The following is a 16,410-nucleotide window of genomic DNA, read 5'->3' as shown; positions in this document are numbered from 1 at the left end:
TCCGGGGATCGGAGGCCACGGCTCCCGGATTTCATCCGGGCTACGCTTATGGCTTGCCGCTTGCCGCTTCTTCTATCAACCAGTCCAGGCGCCAGCCGCCCTGGCTCTGGCCGAGCGCATCGGCCAGCCAGGGCAGCAGTTGCCGAAGTTCGTCCTCCAGGCCCCAGGGCGGGTTGCTGATCACCAGGCCCGAGCCGCTCAGGCGTGTGGCATCGTCCGGCGCATGCACGTACAACTCGGCGCGTAACAGCTTGGGCGCGGCACTTTTCTGCAGGTCGCGATAGAAACGCGCCAACTGGCGCTCATCCTTGATCGGGTACCAGATCGCCACGATGGCCTGGCGCATGCGTCCGTGCGCCTCGTTCAGCGCCTCGACGCAGCGCTGCAGCTCGTCGGCCTGCTCGAAGGGTGGGTCAATCAGCAGCAGCACGCGCTTCTCACGGGTCGGCATCAACGCCCGTGGCACATGCCAGCCCTCGCCCAGGTGCACGGCCACGCGGCGGTCGCCGCGCATGTTGTCCTTGAGCAGACGGCCATCCTCAGGGTGCTTCTCGTTGAGCTGCAGGCGATCCTGCTCACGGCTGAGCAGCCGTGCCCACTCCGGCGAGCCGGGGTAGTAACGCAGTTCGCCATCGGGGTTCATCGCCCGCACCACTTCCAGGTACGCCTCCACCGCATCCGGCAGTTGCGTGGCCTGCCACAGCCGGCCGATGCCCTCCAGGTACTCGCCGGTGCGGCTGGCCTGGTCACCTTGCAGGTCGTACAGGCCAAGCCCTGCATGGCTGTCGAGGTAGGCGAATGGCGCTTCCTTTTTCGACAGCAGGGCGATCAGGCGGGTCAGCAGCAGATGCTTGAGCACGTCGGCGTGATTGCCGGCATGGAAGGCGTGGCGGTAGTTCATGGATGTCTCCGAAGCGGTCGCCAAGTTTACCGGCTGAGCGAGCTTTGCGCGCGCATCAGCTCCAGCAGCAAATCCAGAGGGGGATGCTCGCCCGCGTCGCGGCGGCGCGCCAGCAATGTGGTGGTGGCCCCGAACTCCGGGGCAATGGCCTGATAATGCACCAGATGCGCGCGCGGGTGATGCTCGAGCAGGCTACGCGGCAACAGGCCGATGCCCATACCGGCGGCGATACCTGCGAAGATCGCGTCGATCGAGCCATAGCTCTGCCGCGTCGCCACCTGCAGCTCAGCGTGGATCATCCAACGCTCCAGCCGCTCACGGTAGTGACAGCCTTCAGGAAACCCCAGTAGCGTTTGCGGGCGCCTCGCCAGATCGGCGAAGTCCTGCTCTGGCGGCAATACCAGCATCAACTCCTCCTGCCATATCGGCAGACAATCGAGCTGCGGATGCTCGAAAGGCCCAGCGATCAGGCCGGCATCCAGTTCCCCTGCCAGTATCCCCTTGACCAGTTGCCTGCTCGGCCCGGTACTCAACTGCAGATTGACCCTCGGCGCACGCTGATGAAAGGCTGCGAGCAGCTCTGGTAACCCCACTGCGGCAGTGGTTTCCATGGAGCCCAGGCGCAGGTCACCACTCCACAGATCCTCCTGAACGCTACGCCAGGCCATCTGGCAGAGCTGCTCGAGATGCTCGGCATGAGGCCTCAGCCGCTCACCGGCCTGACTCAGCCGCAAGCGCTGGCCCTGACGCTGGAACAAGCGCGTCTCGAGCTGCCGCTCCAACTGGCGCAAGCGCGCCGAAACGTTCGACGGCACGCAATTCAAGTGCGCCCCAGCAGCGCTCAGAGACCCCTCGCGGGCAACGGCGAGGAAATAGCGCAGCAGTTGCGGATTTAGGCGCTGCCAGGCATCCAAAGATGATCACCTAAAGTGAAAATTCAGCTCAGTATTTTTCACTAACAGTAATCCAAGAACAACAGCTATGGTGCGCAGCACGACCGGAGGCCCGATGCTCAGACTCGACCGCGACTGCACCCAAGCCATACTCGCCGCTGCCTTGGCACTGGTGGCGGTGCATGCCTTGGGGCGTTTTGCCTATACGCCGCTGCTGCCCCTGCTGCTCGACGACGGCCTGTTCGACCTTGCCCAGGGTGCCCAGTTGGCCACCTGGAACTACCTGGGCTACCTGCTCGGCGCCTTGCTCGCCTTGCCCATGGCCAACGCTCGAGGTCTGCGCCTGGGGCTGCCGCTGGCGCTCATACTGAACGCCGGCCTGACTCTAGCCCAGGTCTTCACTCACGACATCGACCTGCTCGCATTCCTGCGCCTGAGCAATGGCATCAGCAATGGTGTGGTCTTCGTGCTCGCACCAGCACTGGTGCTGGAGTGGCTGGCCTTGCGCCAGGCCACGGCCTTGAGTGGCCTGGTGTACCTGGGACTGGGCGGCGGTATGCTGCTGTGCGGCCTGCTGGTGGCCCTCACGCCCTGGCAAGGGCCGATGCGCTGGCTGCCTATCGCTCTGGTCGCCCTGCCGCTTGCCGCTATCAGTGCCAGGATGCTGCGACGCCTGGCTCTGGAATTGCCCGCGACACCCCAGGCCAGCGTACATGGGCGACTGATCGATCGCCGCAGCGCACCGCTGCTCTTGGCCTATCTGGGTGCGGGCCTGGGCTATATCCTGCCACTGACCTTTCTCCCCGCACTGGCCCGTGAGCAGTTGCCGCCAGATCACCCCTTGCTGATCGGCAACTGGTGGTGGACGGCGCTGGCCTGCCTGGTTTCGGCCACCTTGTGGAATCGCCTCGGCGCCTGGCTGGGAGATCGCCGCGCCTTGCAGGTCAACTATGCTTTGCAGCTATTCGGCACCCTGCTGCCGGTACTCCTACCCGGCCCACTGGGCATTCTGGGCTGCGCCGTGCTGGTCGGCGGCACCTTCATGGGCACGGTTCTGCTCACGCAGCGACTCGCCCGAGCGCTCAAACCAGGCCAGGGGCCGCGCCTGGCAGCGCTGTTGATCAGCCTCTACGGCAGCAGTCAGCTAGCCGGCCCCTGGTTCGTGGAACACTGGACGGCAGCCGGTTACAGCCTTACCAACAGCTTCGCCATCGGCGCCCTGGCACTGCTCTGGTCACTATTGTGGATCTGGCAGACACCCGCGCCTGAACCACGCCCAACCCATTGATAACGGAGACCGCCTCATGTCCGTGAATGATCTTTTCGGCACCGACCTGGCACTGATCCAGGCGCCGATGGCCGGCTCGCAGAATCATCGCCTGGCCGCTGCCGTATGCCAGGCCGGTGGTCTTGGCTCGATTCCCTGCGCCATGCTCACACCAGCCGCCCTGGGCCAGGAGCTGGAAGCTATAAAGAACCTCACAACGGCGCCCTTCAATCTCAACTTCTTCAGTCACATACCGCCCGAGCCGGATGCCGCCCGTGAGGTGACCTGGCGCGAAGCGCTAGCGCCTTACTATGACGAGCTAGGTGTGGACGTGGCGAACATCGCCAGCGGGCCTGGCCGCCTGCCGTTCAACGACGAGGCCGCCGCGCTGGTGGAGGAATTCCGCCCGGCCGTGGTCAGCTTCCATTTCGGCCTGCCAGAGGAAAACTTGCTGGAGCGGGTACGCCGCAGTGGGGCCAAAATCATCTCCAGCGCCACCACCCTTGAGGAGGCCCTGTGGCTGCAGGCGCGCGGCGTCGACGCGGTGATTGCCCAAGGGCTGGAAGCCGGCGGCCATCGCGGGCACTTTCTCGATCATGAACTGAGCCGCCAGCTCGGCACCTTCGCCTTGCTGCCGCAACTGGTGGATGCACTCTCGGTGCCGGTAATCGCCGCTGGCGGTATCGCCGACGCCCGTGGCGTGGCCGCCGCCATGGCCCTTGGCGCCACCGGCGTGCAGGTGGGCAGCGCTTACCTGCTGTGCCCTGAGGCCAGCACCAGCCCCCTCCACCGCGCCGCCCTGCAAAGCCCAGCCGCGCGCCATACCGCCCTGACCAACCTGTTCAGCGGCCGCCCGGCACGGGGCATCGTCAATCGCCTGATACGCGAACTGGGGCCGCTCAGCACGCAAGGGCCGGAATTCCCCCTGGCCACCGCCGCCATCGCCCCACTGCGCGCCGCAGCCGAAGCAAAGGGCAGCGGCGATTTTTCACCGCTATGGGCCGGGCAGAACGTCGCCAATTGCCGACCGATGCCAGCGGCGGAGCTGACCCGTGAGCTGGCGCGAGGCTTCCGTCGCGCATAGCGATGAGCGCTCTAACCTATGCACAATTGGCACGTTAAAAGTGGGCTTGTATCTCCAACATCTACTCCTTGCCTGCTCTTGACTCGCATTGGATGCCCAACTCAACTCATGATGAAATTTAATATAACCTCCATACAAATCCACTGCCTATGGATTGTAAACATAATTGATCTTGCAACGCCCATAAAGCACTTCAGAGCTAACAACCTGCATACAAATTTTATTTCCTTGTGCTTTTTCAGCCAAAAGAAAACTCATAACATAGCTTTTATTATCCGACTGATGCGGCAAATAAAACCCACTAGGACACGCCCCTGGATTGGCTTTATACTCCACCCAGATTCCATACGTATCACTTCCAGCAGCCCATATCCTGAACCTTTCGACTTGACCGCAGTAGCTAGCCAGCTCGGCAAATGTGCTCGTGCTCAGCAAAGCTAAAAACAGAAAAGTCAAATATCTCATCTCACATTCCCTCATGCACATTAAAAATAACTCAAGACACACACCACCTTAAACAAATTTGCCCCACAGAATAAAACGCCTGACAAAAAGCAACAACACCAACGAGCATGGTATTTTATTTCCACCAAGCAAACTCAATCACGAACCAGGATATAATTAATATCCTCACCATCTCCCCATCTGGAACAAGTATTTGAACCCACTATAGTGACTTTCTTACCTGTCATTTGCGCAGCAAGCAACTGACTAAATTGTGATTTACCAGCAACTGATGCTTCATCTTTAATCAACCAATATTTATGTGTAGCACATGAAGGGGATCCTGTCTTTTCCGTCCCGCCCGACAACTCGACCAAATGCAAGTTATCACTCGCCCGCGCAAATAGAGTGCTGACCTTACCAACCTGCTCTCCCGCAAGAGCACACCCACTCAGCAGGGCTAGCACCCCTAAAATTAATTTCATGTGTCCCCCATACTTTAAATCCATACCAAACCACAACCTGAAAACCCTTTACTGCCGGTCATGCATGATATAGGTAACGGTGCAGCCCTGGCTGCCATCTACAATCCTTAGCGACACCTTACGATCCGAAATCTGTGCAGCAAGAAGAGTCGAGTAAAATACATTCCCAGCAGGTTCGGAGAGATCAAAAGTCAAATACACCTGTGAAACCGCACTGCAATTCAACTGCGTTTCGTCGCCACTAGTAGCAACATACACTTTCCCATTAGCATTCGGATTGAGCCTTTCCACATAGACATTCTGACACATCACAGAACTGCAAGCAGAATATGCCATCTCGGCGAAAGCCAAGACGCTCACCCCTAAAACCCATTTAGCACGCATACAACACCTCAGTCTTGCCTCTCAAGGCTATTTAGTTACCCTCGTAAACCCATTCAAAATCACCCACCCCAGACATCCGCATTTAAACCTCGAAAAGTCAACCAGCACAATCAGCAGATGAAACCTAAAGCAATTGAGAAACTATAAAGCACTACACCAGAGCACTTCATAATGCACCTCAAGGCGCAGTCACCATATAGGCATGCCTTAAATCTTCTGACCCATTAGACAATGCGCAAGTACCTTTACCACCAATGCTGATCGTCTGCCGGGATACCTGAGCTGCGAGTATGATGGAGAGCAGATTTTTCCCTTCAGAGGTACTGCCATCAAAGGTATAGTGCCAACTGGATGTTGCACAGGCAGCTAAATTAGGGGAACCATTTAATGAAACCTGACAGAGTGGAGAAACATTCCCAGCATGACACACCACACGAAGGACAGTCCCTGTAGAGTCCGCATAAGCGCTTTTACACAACACCGAAAAAATAGCAAAAAGCAGAAATACCTTTTTCATAAACCCCGCCCCTAATAACGATAACAGCGATAAACCAGACCTGAAACAATGTTGACCCAAGCCCACTCAATCAGCATGAAGGCTCTTATTAAACTATTCGAGAAAAACAGCCCGAACCTTACAATAAGGGGTACTGGAGCCAGCCCAGTACTGGTCATCATACACCTGCACCCTGACGGTCTTATTTGCGACATAAGCACTCAGGGCCGCAGAGTAAGCCTTGCTGGAGTTTTCGGTATCCTTAATATAAACACCATTTGGACACTGAGTTAAACCGGTGTCTATATGCAAGACCGCATCCCCATCTACTGAAGTCTCTGTTTGCGCCCAAGACCAAAACCCGCTGATGGTCGCGGCTTTTGAATAGACAACCTCACCCAGACAAACACCCGGAAGCAATAACACAGCAAAACCTAATTGCCACACCTTATTCATCGCCTCTCTCCCTTGCAACGGCGTCCCTTAACCGAATGGCGCCCCATTAAAATCAAGCGCGACCAGTTACCCTGAACAAGGCTTAGTAAATAAAATGACGTATATTGGCTGACTGCCAATTAGACCATGCATCACAGGCTGCAGGCACTTGATCGCCATCAAAGAAAAGGTTATTGATCGGCTCGCCAGACATTCTGGCAGCAAGGAAGGTCGAATAAAATGCTTTACAAGTCTCTGCTCCGGTTTTATAGCCTGTACCCGCAACAACCCACTCACGCTCCGGACTACAGAAAAAAACCGGAACATTCATACTGCTCAGCTTTATCATAAATTGGTTATTAGCATGATAAGATAAAGCTTCAACCTTACCGCTACAGACCAAACTTGCCGAATACGACGAGCTTGCACTCGCAATCAGCCAAAAGCCTACAACCAAGCTTGAAAGTCTTTCCTTATCCATACTACCTCCATATCATCGCCATTTAACCCGACATCTCAAACAGGTTCCCTCAGCTGGCTTTCCTTTCAAACAATACGTATTAAATTAAAAATCAAACAGCAAGATCCATATAGCGGGAGTAATTTTGCATCCGAAGCCAAAAGCCAGGACATGTGCACCCCAAAAAGCAAATCCGCCCCTTTCCCCATCATTGTCTTATTGTCTCAATTAGAAAGCGCAACTTTTTCTAGATACTCAAAAAGATCTCTGTATTTCGCACCTTGCCAGACGCCTACATCGTGATCATAGAAATATATCTCCGAATCACAAACACCATTAACCACCTTATACCCATAAAAGTCCCCAACACCGTTCTCCGAAACCAAAACATAATCACCACGGAGTTTTTTATACTTGCAATTCATATCAACCAAATTCCAATCACTTCCCACCTCCAGGGAATACACAGATGAGAACGCAAAATATCCTCCACCATATTCACAAACGAAATCCTTATAATCAACAGGAAGCTTTACACCGAGCTTTTCTTCCGCGTCGCTCACAACAAAATTCGAGGGCGCGTCATCAGGCTCCATATCAAACCATACCGGGTGGTTTTTTTTAACTTTATCAACTAGCTTTTTGAAATTTTCAAAATCCACAAATCAACCCCTTAGTCATATATCCGATCTGGCAAAACATCATCTGCGCCTTGCTCTCGAGCCCGGTACCACCAATGTAATTTTCTATCAGAATCCCTCATCTCCGGGGTAACCCCCTGGTTAAATTTATTGGGGTGCAAATCTTTGTTACCGCGATGCAAATCAGGTAGTATTTCATGAATACCAGAACCAGGCATTTGATCTGCATGATGTAGGTCTGGCCTCCCTAAGCCTTTAGGTGGATGACCAAGCAGAGCAGCTTTCATGTCGTTAATGGACCAATTACCATCAATTCTCACCGGAGGATCATTCGGGCCATACCTTGTAGCTCTTTCATATCTTTCATAGAGCCCGTCAGCAGCACGCACATACGGGTTTTTCTTTACAAGAATTCCTCCAATAGCTAGCGCTCCATCCTGCGCCACCTCTTGTATTATCGCCTCCGGCCTATAACCATCAAGCAATTCTTTCGCGTTGCGGGCGAGAGCTCCCCTCGTCCATTCACCCGAACTATAACTATTGGCTAACCTGTCACTTTGCACTCCATATTTGAATTGCCCCAGCGGATCGCTACCCATGTACCTACGTTCAGGCTGCAGATCATTTCCAAACAGTCCATTCAAGAAGCTGTTAAATGACTGTAGCGGGCTCGTATAACTTAGGTTATTTAGTTCAAACCCAAGCGGAATATTAGTAAATGGTATATTCCAACCACACAGGCCGATACAAGCATACCCCGTCGGATCCACCCCACTAAACGGCGAGTTAAACCCATACGAATACCGATTAAACGCCTGCCCATTGGCCGTATCCTGATACACGATATCGGCACTCAGAAAACGCCCCAGCGCTGGGTCGTAGACCCGGCCGTTCATATGGATCAACCCGCTTTCCGGCAGGTGTTCATGGTCGGTAAAGCCACGGCGGGTGGTCATCAGAGGCGCAGGCGTATCACTCCAATCCGCGCCACGCACCGCACCAAAGGGTGCATAGCTGCGCCGCTCCACCAACGCGCCACTGCCATCGGTGACGCTCTCCAACGAGCCTAGCTGGTCGCGCAACTGGTAGTTGAACTGGAACTGCTCGCTGCCAACGACGCGTGACACCTGAAGGTAATCACCGATATAGCTGTTCTGCCGCCGTTGACCTTGCTCGTGAACCTCCTCGAAGCGCCCTTCATCGATATAGACCGTGAGGCGAGCACTGGTTGTCTGCAGATAGCGACGGCGCTCGGGGTCGTAGCGAAAGTCGCTATGCTGGCCACCTTCGCTGATGCGCAGAGGCTTGTCGTAGAGGCTGTAGTCGATCGTGCGCCCTGGCGCGCCGATCTGATTGCCGCGCGCGTCGTAACAGTAATAGCCACTCGGGCTCTGTAGCACGGCATGTGGGCCAGGGCTGGCCACCCCACCCTGAGCCGCACAGGTCGACTGCCCGGCATCGCTGTAACCGCCATAACTCAGTTCGTTGAAATTGGGGTTCTGCAGCAGATTGCCCAGCGCGTCGTAGCGGTATTGCTGCTGCAGTGTCTGCCCGGCCAGTTGCCGGGTGCTGCTGGTAAGGCGCTGCAGCAAGTCGTAGTCGAAGCTTTCGCGCAGTCCGCGACCGTCCTCGCGGGTCAGGAGCAGGCCATTCTGCGCATAGCTGTAACTCAGTTGCTGGAAGTTGCCCTGGGCAGTACCAGCCAGTTGTTGTTCGAGCCAGCCGGTGGCCTCATCGTACTCGGACTGACTGGTTATGCCATTGCCATAGACCACGCGCGTGATCTGATCCCGCACGTTCTGGGCTTCGATACGCCGTAGCGATGCACCACTGGCCTGGTCACTCTCACCCTGCAAATAACCATAGCCATTGTAATGCTTGACGTAACGGAAGCCGCTGGCGTCCAGGACGCTATTAGGCCGACTGAAGCCGTCGTAGTTCATGCCGTCGTTATAGGTCAAGGTCGACCCGGCTGCCTGGATGCTGGTTTGCCGGGCCGAAGGGCGCGACAAGGCATCGTAGCTGTAGACCTGCATGAAACCCTGGTCGTTACTGGCCATGGCCGATAGCTGGCCAAGGCCATTGGCTGCCTGGTCGTATTGCCAGAGCGAACCTTCTTTAACCTGGCCGTCTACATCATAGTCGGTACGACTGATACGCCGCCCTAGCAAGTCGTACTGGCTGACCACACGGCTGCCATCCGCGGCCTGTGCCTCCAACAGATTGCCCAAGGCGTCATAGCGCATGCGCAACTCGCCGCTGTTGGGATCATGGAACAGGGTACGGTTGCCGGCAGCGTCATAGGCCATGCGGATGACAGTACGCGGGTCACCATTGACCCGTGTCCAACGCAGGTTACCTGCCGCGTCATAGGCATATGCCGTGGTGGTTTCCAGCGCAGAGCCAACGGCATTACGGCTCAGTACCAACTGGCCGAGGGCATCGTTTTCACGACGCTCGACGCGGGTCTTGCTGCCTTGCTGCTCGTAGCTGAGGCTGTACTCGCGCCAACTTCCGCCGCCGCTGCGTGCTCCGTAGGAGTAGGCGATCTGCATGCCACTGGGCAATGTCCGGGTAACAGGCCTGTCCTTGAAGTCCCAGCTGGCTTCCTCATACACAGGCGCCTGAGTATAGGGTTCACTCTGCCGAACCAGGCGCCCCAGTGCGTCGTAATCGCTGTCAACATTGATCCAGGCACCATCGAAGCCTTGGTGGCGCGTGCGAACCTCTCGACCAAGGGCATCCAGATAGCGCCAGCGCTCTGGAGCCCCTTGCTGGTTGCCACTGGCATTGAGGATACGCTCCCGTATGGCCAAGTGTGCCAGGGTCGGGCATGCCAACATGCCGGAGCAGCGCTGGTAGCTACGCTGAACCTGCGAGCCATCGGGTTTGCGCACCAATACTTCACGCCCGAAGGGGTCATAGCTGGCAAGGGTGAGAAGACCGTTTGCATCCTGATGCTGGCTGACCAGGTCTGTGCCCGGCACATAGCTAAAACGCTCTTCATGGCCTAGGGCATTACGTTGATACCCCGGTGAAGCGCCTTGGTAGTCGCCATACTGCTCGCTACGGCTGGAGAAACCCGCTCCAGAGCGCGAAACCTTAGCAACACGCCCCCGAGTATCGCGTTGATAGGTGATGCTCTGCTTTAACGCCGGGTCATCGGCATAACGTTCTTCCTCGGCGACCAACAAGGTGCCTGCCTGAGGGCTGAAGCGATGCAGGTAAGAAGTGCTGTAGCCGTCGCTCTGGATCTGGGTCTGTTCCTGGCTGAGAAAGCCGATCAACCACGTGCTGTCTTCATTAAGGTACTGACGCACGGTTCGGGTGGTGCGCAATGCCGGCCCCGTTGCGCTTGCAGCCTCTTCCAGGCGTTCTTCGAGCAGAGTGCCGTACTGGATATCCAGCGTCTGCTGGCGACGGGTAGCGGATACGGCGACGCCCTGCTCGAACTGCTCCTGCACGCTGGACTCAAGCTGGGGAACATGAACCTTACCGGCGAAGGTGGTATCCGAGCGCCATTGCCAGGTCGCACGAGATTGCAGCTCACCGTTACGCTCGACACGCTCCTGGCTCAGGCGACCAATGAAGGGGAAAGTCTGCTGCAACTGCTGCATCTGGGTAAGCTGGCGAGCCGGTTCATGGCGGATGATTTCGGCAAAACCCAAAAAGCCGCGACCCAGCAGATTGATCTTGCCATTGCGATACTCGAAGCGAGTCTCGCGCAAACCTCCGATGCCATCGCTTTGCTTAAGAGCGGACACCAACCAGTTAGGTCCACGCCAATCCAGCACCGGGAACTGTCCGCCCGTGCCCCCCTGGTAGACCGCCGAATCACGTATCGAGCCGTATTCAGCCAGGGTGCGATTGCCGAGGCTATCGGTGATGCCCTGTAGCCATTCAGTATGCTGACGCGTCTGCGCATAGAGGCGCCAGGTAATAGCACTATCATTTTGTGCAGCGAGCAGCAGATCGTCCTGCCCATCACCATTCCAGTCGCCAACCAGACTGTGATGAGGAGCAGTGAGCGGGCCGGCAGGGACATAGTCACACTTCATATCAAGAAGAGCTATCAGCCCATAGACCCTCCATTTGTCATCTGGTTCTGCATCCGCAGCCAATGCCAATGCGTTAGCCCGAATACTGGGATAGTCTTTACATTCTGGCGCGCTGGGGTTATTGAAAATCTCTGCCGTTATTTGTACCGGCACTTCGGTCTTCACACGCTGAAATCCGTCCCCGGATGAACGCAATACTTCATAACGCTGACTAGCACTATCGAGGAACAGCAAATCCTGCCGGCCATCGCCGTCATAATCCATGGACTTGGGTATATAGTTCTCACTGTCGCGACGCAGCCCTGCAGGTGCGAAGATGCCGGTAGACGATAGTCCCGTATTGACCAGTTTGTACCCCGTAGCCGATGGTGTACCGCCCTTGTTGAGGTAGAGCTGGATCTGGTTCGAGGCATTCGGCACCGCAAAATCCAGAAGCCCATCGCCGTTGGCATCCAGGATCACCGAGCGTTCGACTGGAATGCCCAAGCTGATCTTCTGCGCCGCTGTGACACTGCCCTGCCGGGGCACAGGCAATACCGCGTATGTCTGAACGCCGTCAGCGACGATACTTGTCAGCAGTTGCCAACGCCCATCACCATCGAGGGCATAGGGCTCGAACCAAGGATTTTCTGCTACGGCGACATTGGAGAAACGACCGCTTTCGACGAAGCCACTGCCGCTACCCGGGCGGTTCTCATAGATTTGCCAACCTCCCTTGGTTGGTAACAAGAGATCCAGGCGACCATCATGATTGAAGTCCAGCGCAACGGCACTGGCTGCCGTAACCATAATGCTCTGTTCAGGAGGTAGAGAACTGCCGAAGTTGGTCAAAAAGTATTGCAGGTCGACATCAGAAGATGGCCACTCTACGATCTTGTGGGAGGTTCCATCTTGTTTCAGATATTGCCAAGCAAGACTACTCGAACCTTTATCGAGCGAGAGATAGAAAATCTCTTGCGCTCCATCGCCGTCTACGTCTATTGGGGTGGCTGTCAGGAAGAACAAACCTGCGTTAGCAGATGACAAACCTGGACCGGATGCTATCTGAGTGGCCGCAGCGAGCCCCGTTTCAGAGCCTAAAGCGACGCTAATACGATCAGCATAGACCGTCAGCAGATCATTGATGCCATCGCCATTCCAGTCCATTGCGGTTTCAACGGACAGGTAGAGGCTGGACATGGGTTTGGCTGTCGCCAGCAAGCCCTTATCGTTCAGTTCACCAGGCTGCGCCTTGTAATCGAAACGTACCGGCTCCAGACACTGACTGGCGGCACAGTGTTGAATAAATGCGACCCGAGGTTTGCGGGTATTCGGGCTATAGCTGTAGCCCAAACGGTATTCACGTAACCGGCTTCCATCTGCGGCAAACATCTGCACCCTTTCCAGCAGGTGATCGAGGCGCAGCTCTCCACCTAGGGCGAATTGGCTGAAGCCCGGCTGACGAGCCTGATACTCGAACTCGACACGCCCCTCGGCATAAGTGATGGACTGCGGCAGCCCCATGCCATCGTTGCCATAACGCACATCGAAGCGATTGCCGGAGCGATCCTCGACAGTTTCCGTCTGCCAGGCCAGCGGCTTGCCTCCGCTGGGCACTATGCGGCTAGAGGCTGTCTTGCCCAGCGTAACGATCAGGCCAGATGACGTGCGCACCTCGAAATAAGGGTCATTGGCGCTGCCTTTCTGGATGACTTTGTGGAAGGCGTCTATTTCCGTACGGTATTCACTACCTGGTTGCCATGCCTGCCCCGCTACGAGCACCAGACGCTGGCCATCGAGACACAAACGATCCTGGGCACTGCCGCTGGGGAGGCCGCTAAAGCCATCTTGATCAATGGTGGCGGGGCAGCGCTGAATCCGCATCAAGCCACCCAGTCCCCACCCCTGCCCCAGAAAGGATTCACTCTCCGAGCCCTGATAGGCGAAGGCCAGATTCGGCTGAACCTGGTTGACTGCTGGCGGAGCTTGCAGTGGAAAGTTGTAAGCCAGGCGACCGTCCAGAGTGACCTGAGCCTCACCCTCGGCAATTCCCCAGGCGGTAGCCCGAGCAGCAGTGCCATCTTCAGGAACAGCCACACTGGAATAAGGGACAGCCATGGCAAGCCCAGAGGCACTGCCCAATAGCAGCAAAGGCTCGGTGCCTGGTTTGGACAAGACCAGATCGGCCTTGCCATCACCATTGGCGTCCTGCCACTTCATCGCATAACCGCCAGCCTGCGACAGCTCAACCCCCAGTTCACGGGAATTGAGTACCTGCGCCAGCGTAGGCGCGCCATTAGCATTGAGGGTCAATAGAAGAGCGTTTTCCCCTGACGCCGAAGGGCGCAAGAGAAGATCTGGAGAACCGTCGCCATTGAAATCACCGGACAAGAGCTCATAAGCCGCTGGCTGCCACGTGATGGCGCCAAGGGCCTGACGATCGATGCTGCCAAGAACGCTGAACTGCCCCGCGCCATCGCCCAGCAAAACCACATCATGCTGACGGCGCGGCACGACGAGTGGCATGCCTTCCAACTGAGGCAACGGCACGATGAGAGGATTTGCCCGCAGATAGATGTCTGAACGACCGTCCTTGTTGTAGTCCCCCATATAAACCTGGTGACTACTATTCGACCACTGCAGCCCCTCTGCCAACCCTTGGTTGATCGGCAACAGCGCCAGGACGATGAGCAAATACCAGCAGCTAGAAAATCCTTTTACCCTGTGCATTACACATCCTTATGACTTCTGGATAACGCAGACAGTTAAGTTCGGGTCGTACGGTCGACCACGCTCGGGGACAACTTCATATGAAACATGGCATACGGCCACCCTACTTATGTATGGTTTCCGTAGCCATCGAGGAATTGACTTTCCTGAACGGGTAACACGCATCCTGAGCGAAATCAGCCAGATGTAACGCTTTATCACGGCCAATGATGATGCTGGGCAGCCGGGCGGCAGGCTGCCTAGACTCGATGGATCATCTGGAGGCCCGTTCCATGTCCGAGACCCTGCTCAGCTCCCGCAACCTGGTGTTTGAACTCTTTGAGGTGCTCGACGCCGAAGCACTGACCCAGCGTCCGCGCTTTGCCGATCACAACCGCGAAACCTTCGACGCGGCGATCGATACCGCGCGCGGCATCGCCGAGGAGCTGTTCGCTCCGCATAACCGCAAGAACGACGAACACGAGCCGCAGTATGTCGACGGCGGCGCGGTGCTGATCCCCGAAGTGGAGCCGGCGTTACGCGCCTTCCACGAAGCTGGTTTTCTCAATGCCACCCGCGATTTCGAGCACGGCGGCATGCAACTGCCCAATCTGCTGTCGCAGGCCTGCTTCGCCCATTTCCAATCGGCCAATATCGCCACCAGTTCCTATTCCATGCTGACCATGGGCGTGGCCAACCTGATCGAGGCCTTCGGCAGCGAGGAGCAGAAGGCCCGCTACCTGCAGCCAATCATCGACGGCCGCTTCTTCGGCACCATGGCGTTGACCGAGCCGCATGCCGGCTCGTCGCTGTCGGATATCCGCACCAAGGCCGAACCTCACGCCGACGGCAGCTACCGCATCAAGGGCAACAAGATCTTCATCTCCGGCGGCGACCAGCCGATTTCGGAGAACATCGTGCACATGGTACTGGCCAAGCTGCCGGACGCACCGCCAGGGGTGAAGGGCATCAGCCTGTTCCTGGTGCCCAAGTTCCACGTCAATGACGACGGCAGTCTGGGCGCACGCAATGACGTGACCCTGGCCGGGCTGTTCCACAAGATGGGCTGGCGCGGCACCACCTCCACCGCGCTGAACTTTGGCGACAATGGCGAGTGCGTCGGCTATCTGGTGGGCAAGCCGCATGCCGGTCTGTCCTATATGTTCCAGATGATGAACGAGGCGCGCATCGGCGTCGGCATGGGCGCGATCATGCTCGGCTACGCCGGCTACCTGTACTCGCTGGACTACGCGCGCAACCGCCCGCAAGGGCGCCAGCCGGACGGCAAGGATCCGAGCAGCCCGCAAATTTCCATCATCGAGCACGCCGACGTGCGGCGCATGCTGCTGACGCAGAAAGCCTACGTAGAAGGCGCCTTCGATCTCGGCCTGTACGCCGCGCGGCTGTTTGACGACACCCAGACCCTGGAAACCGCCGAAGACCGCACCCGCGCGCTGGAGCTGCTCGACCTGCTCACCCCCATCGTCAAGTCCTGGCCTTCGGAGTTCTGCCTCAAGGCCAACGAGCTGGCCATCCAGATTCTCGGCGGCCACGGTTACACCCGCGAGTACCCGGTGGAGCAGTACTACCGCGACAACCGGCTCAACCCGATTCACGAAGGCACTCATGGCATCCAGTCGCTCGACCTGCTCGGGCGCAAGGTGTCGATGAACGGCGGTGCGGCGCTCAAGCAACTGCTCAAGCTGATCAACGCCTGCTGCCAGCGCGCCAGCGAACATGAGTCGCTCACCGCCCTGCGCCAGCCGCTCGAGCAACTGCTGGCCCGCCTGCAAGCGGTGACCCTGGCCCTGCTGGGTGATCTGATGAGCGGCAAGATCAATCAGGGCCTGGCCAACTCGGCGCTGTACCTGAAAGTGTTCGGCCACACGGTGATTGGCTGGCGCTGGCTGGAGCAGGCGATTCGCGCCGAAGAGGGCCTGGCGCGTACGGACAATGCCGAGGAGCAGGCCTTCTATCGGGGCAAGCTGCAGGCGGCACGTTACTTCCTGACCTGGGAAGTGCCGAGCTGCCACCACGAGCTGGCCATTCTCGAGGCTCGCGACGACACCTGCCTGGCTATGCAGGACGCCTGGTTCTAAGGAGCTGCCACAAGCTGCAAGCCTCAAGCGGCAAGAGAAAGCAGCACAGCGCTCCGCTCAAGCTTGTGGCTTGTG

General features: G+C 57.2%; 13 protein-coding genes. 3 read left to right on the top strand and 10 right to left on the bottom strand.

Features of this window, described 5'->3' with window-relative positions; genetic code table 11:
- Positions 1-46: 46 nt before the first annotated feature.
- Positions 47-901, bottom strand: coding sequence for a 23S rRNA (adenine(2030)-N(6))-methyltransferase RlmJ (locus tag ACSVIK_RS08950; RefSeq protein WP_277373652.1), 855 nt, complete (start codon positions 899-901; stop codon positions 47-49).
- A gap of 26 nt (positions 902-927) precedes the next feature.
- Positions 928-1,815, bottom strand: coding sequence for a LysR substrate-binding domain-containing protein (locus ACSVIK_RS08945; RefSeq protein WP_442443990.1), 888 nt, complete (start codon positions 1,813-1,815; stop codon positions 928-930).
- Between the two features lie 94 nt (positions 1,816-1,909).
- Here ACSVIK_RS08945 and ACSVIK_RS08940 point away from each other — a divergent pair, with 94 nt between their 5' ends.
- Together ACSVIK_RS08940 and ACSVIK_RS08935 are read left to right on the top strand one after the other, a co-directional pair.
- On the top strand, positions 1,910-3,082 hold the full coding sequence (locus ACSVIK_RS08940) for a YbfB/YjiJ family MFS transporter (RefSeq protein ID WP_442443989.1): 1,173 nt from the start codon (positions 1,910-1,912) through the stop codon (positions 3,080-3,082).
- 16 nt (positions 3,083-3,098) lie between these two features.
- A complete protein-coding gene (locus ACSVIK_RS08935; protein ID WP_442443988.1) occupies positions 3,099-4,145 on the top strand; it encodes an NAD(P)H-dependent flavin oxidoreductase in 1,047 nt (348 codons plus the stop codon).
- A 147-nt stretch (positions 4,146-4,292) separates the two neighbouring features.
- On the opposite strand, the gene ACSVIK_RS08930 is transcribed toward ACSVIK_RS08935, so the two are convergent.
- The 8 genes from ACSVIK_RS08930 to ACSVIK_RS08895 all read right to left on the bottom strand — a co-directional run bounded on the left by ACSVIK_RS08930 (position 4,293) and on the right by ACSVIK_RS08895 (position 14,257).
- Positions 4,293-4,610, bottom strand: coding sequence for a hypothetical protein (locus ACSVIK_RS08930; protein ID WP_442443987.1), 318 nt, complete (start codon positions 4,608-4,610; stop codon positions 4,293-4,295).
- A gap of 134 nt (positions 4,611-4,744) precedes the next feature.
- A complete protein-coding gene (locus tag ACSVIK_RS08925) occupies positions 4,745-5,074 on the bottom strand; it encodes a hypothetical protein (protein WP_442443986.1) in 330 nt (109 codons plus the stop codon).
- A gap of 48 nt (positions 5,075-5,122) precedes the next feature.
- The gene (locus ACSVIK_RS08920) at positions 5,123-5,458 is read right to left on the bottom strand and encodes a hypothetical protein (protein ID WP_442443985.1); all 336 of its coding nucleotides are present in this window, start codon (positions 5,456-5,458) and stop codon (positions 5,123-5,125) included.
- Between the two features lie 178 nt (positions 5,459-5,636).
- Entirely contained in the window at positions 5,637-5,975 is a 339-nt protein-coding gene (locus tag ACSVIK_RS08915; protein WP_442443984.1) for a hypothetical protein, read from the bottom strand.
- 93 nt (positions 5,976-6,068) lie between these two features.
- Complete coding sequence (locus ACSVIK_RS08910) at positions 6,069-6,410, bottom strand: hypothetical protein (RefSeq protein ID WP_442443983.1); 342 nt, start codon at positions 6,408-6,410, stop codon at positions 6,069-6,071.
- 82 nt (positions 6,411-6,492) lie between these two features.
- Complete coding sequence (locus ACSVIK_RS08905) at positions 6,493-6,870, bottom strand: hypothetical protein (protein ID WP_442443982.1); 378 nt, start codon at positions 6,868-6,870, stop codon at positions 6,493-6,495.
- A gap of 203 nt (positions 6,871-7,073) precedes the next feature.
- The gene (locus tag ACSVIK_RS08900) at positions 7,074-7,511 is read right to left on the bottom strand and encodes an SMI1/KNR4 family protein (protein ID WP_442443981.1); all 438 of its coding nucleotides are present in this window, start codon (positions 7,509-7,511) and stop codon (positions 7,074-7,076) included.
- Positions 7,512-7,522: 11 nt separating this feature from the next.
- The gene (locus ACSVIK_RS08895) at positions 7,523-14,257 is read right to left on the bottom strand and encodes an RHS repeat-associated core domain-containing protein (protein WP_442443980.1); all 6,735 of its coding nucleotides are present in this window, start codon (positions 14,255-14,257) and stop codon (positions 7,523-7,525) included.
- Positions 14,258-14,529: 272 nt separating this feature from the next.
- On the opposite strand from ACSVIK_RS08895, the gene ACSVIK_RS08890 reads away from it, so the two are divergent.
- Complete coding sequence (locus tag ACSVIK_RS08890; RefSeq protein ID WP_442443979.1) at positions 14,530-16,335, top strand: acyl-CoA dehydrogenase; 1,806 nt, start codon at positions 14,530-14,532, stop codon at positions 16,333-16,335.
- Positions 16,336-16,410 lie beyond the last annotated feature (75 nt).

Origin of the sequence: Pseudomonas sp. NCHU5216, assembly GCF_052156495.1 — a bacterium.
In the GTDB taxonomy this organism is placed as follows: domain Bacteria; phylum Pseudomonadota; class Gammaproteobacteria; order Pseudomonadales; family Pseudomonadaceae; genus Aquipseudomonas.
This window is presented reverse-complemented; position numbering and strand designations above follow the sequence as displayed.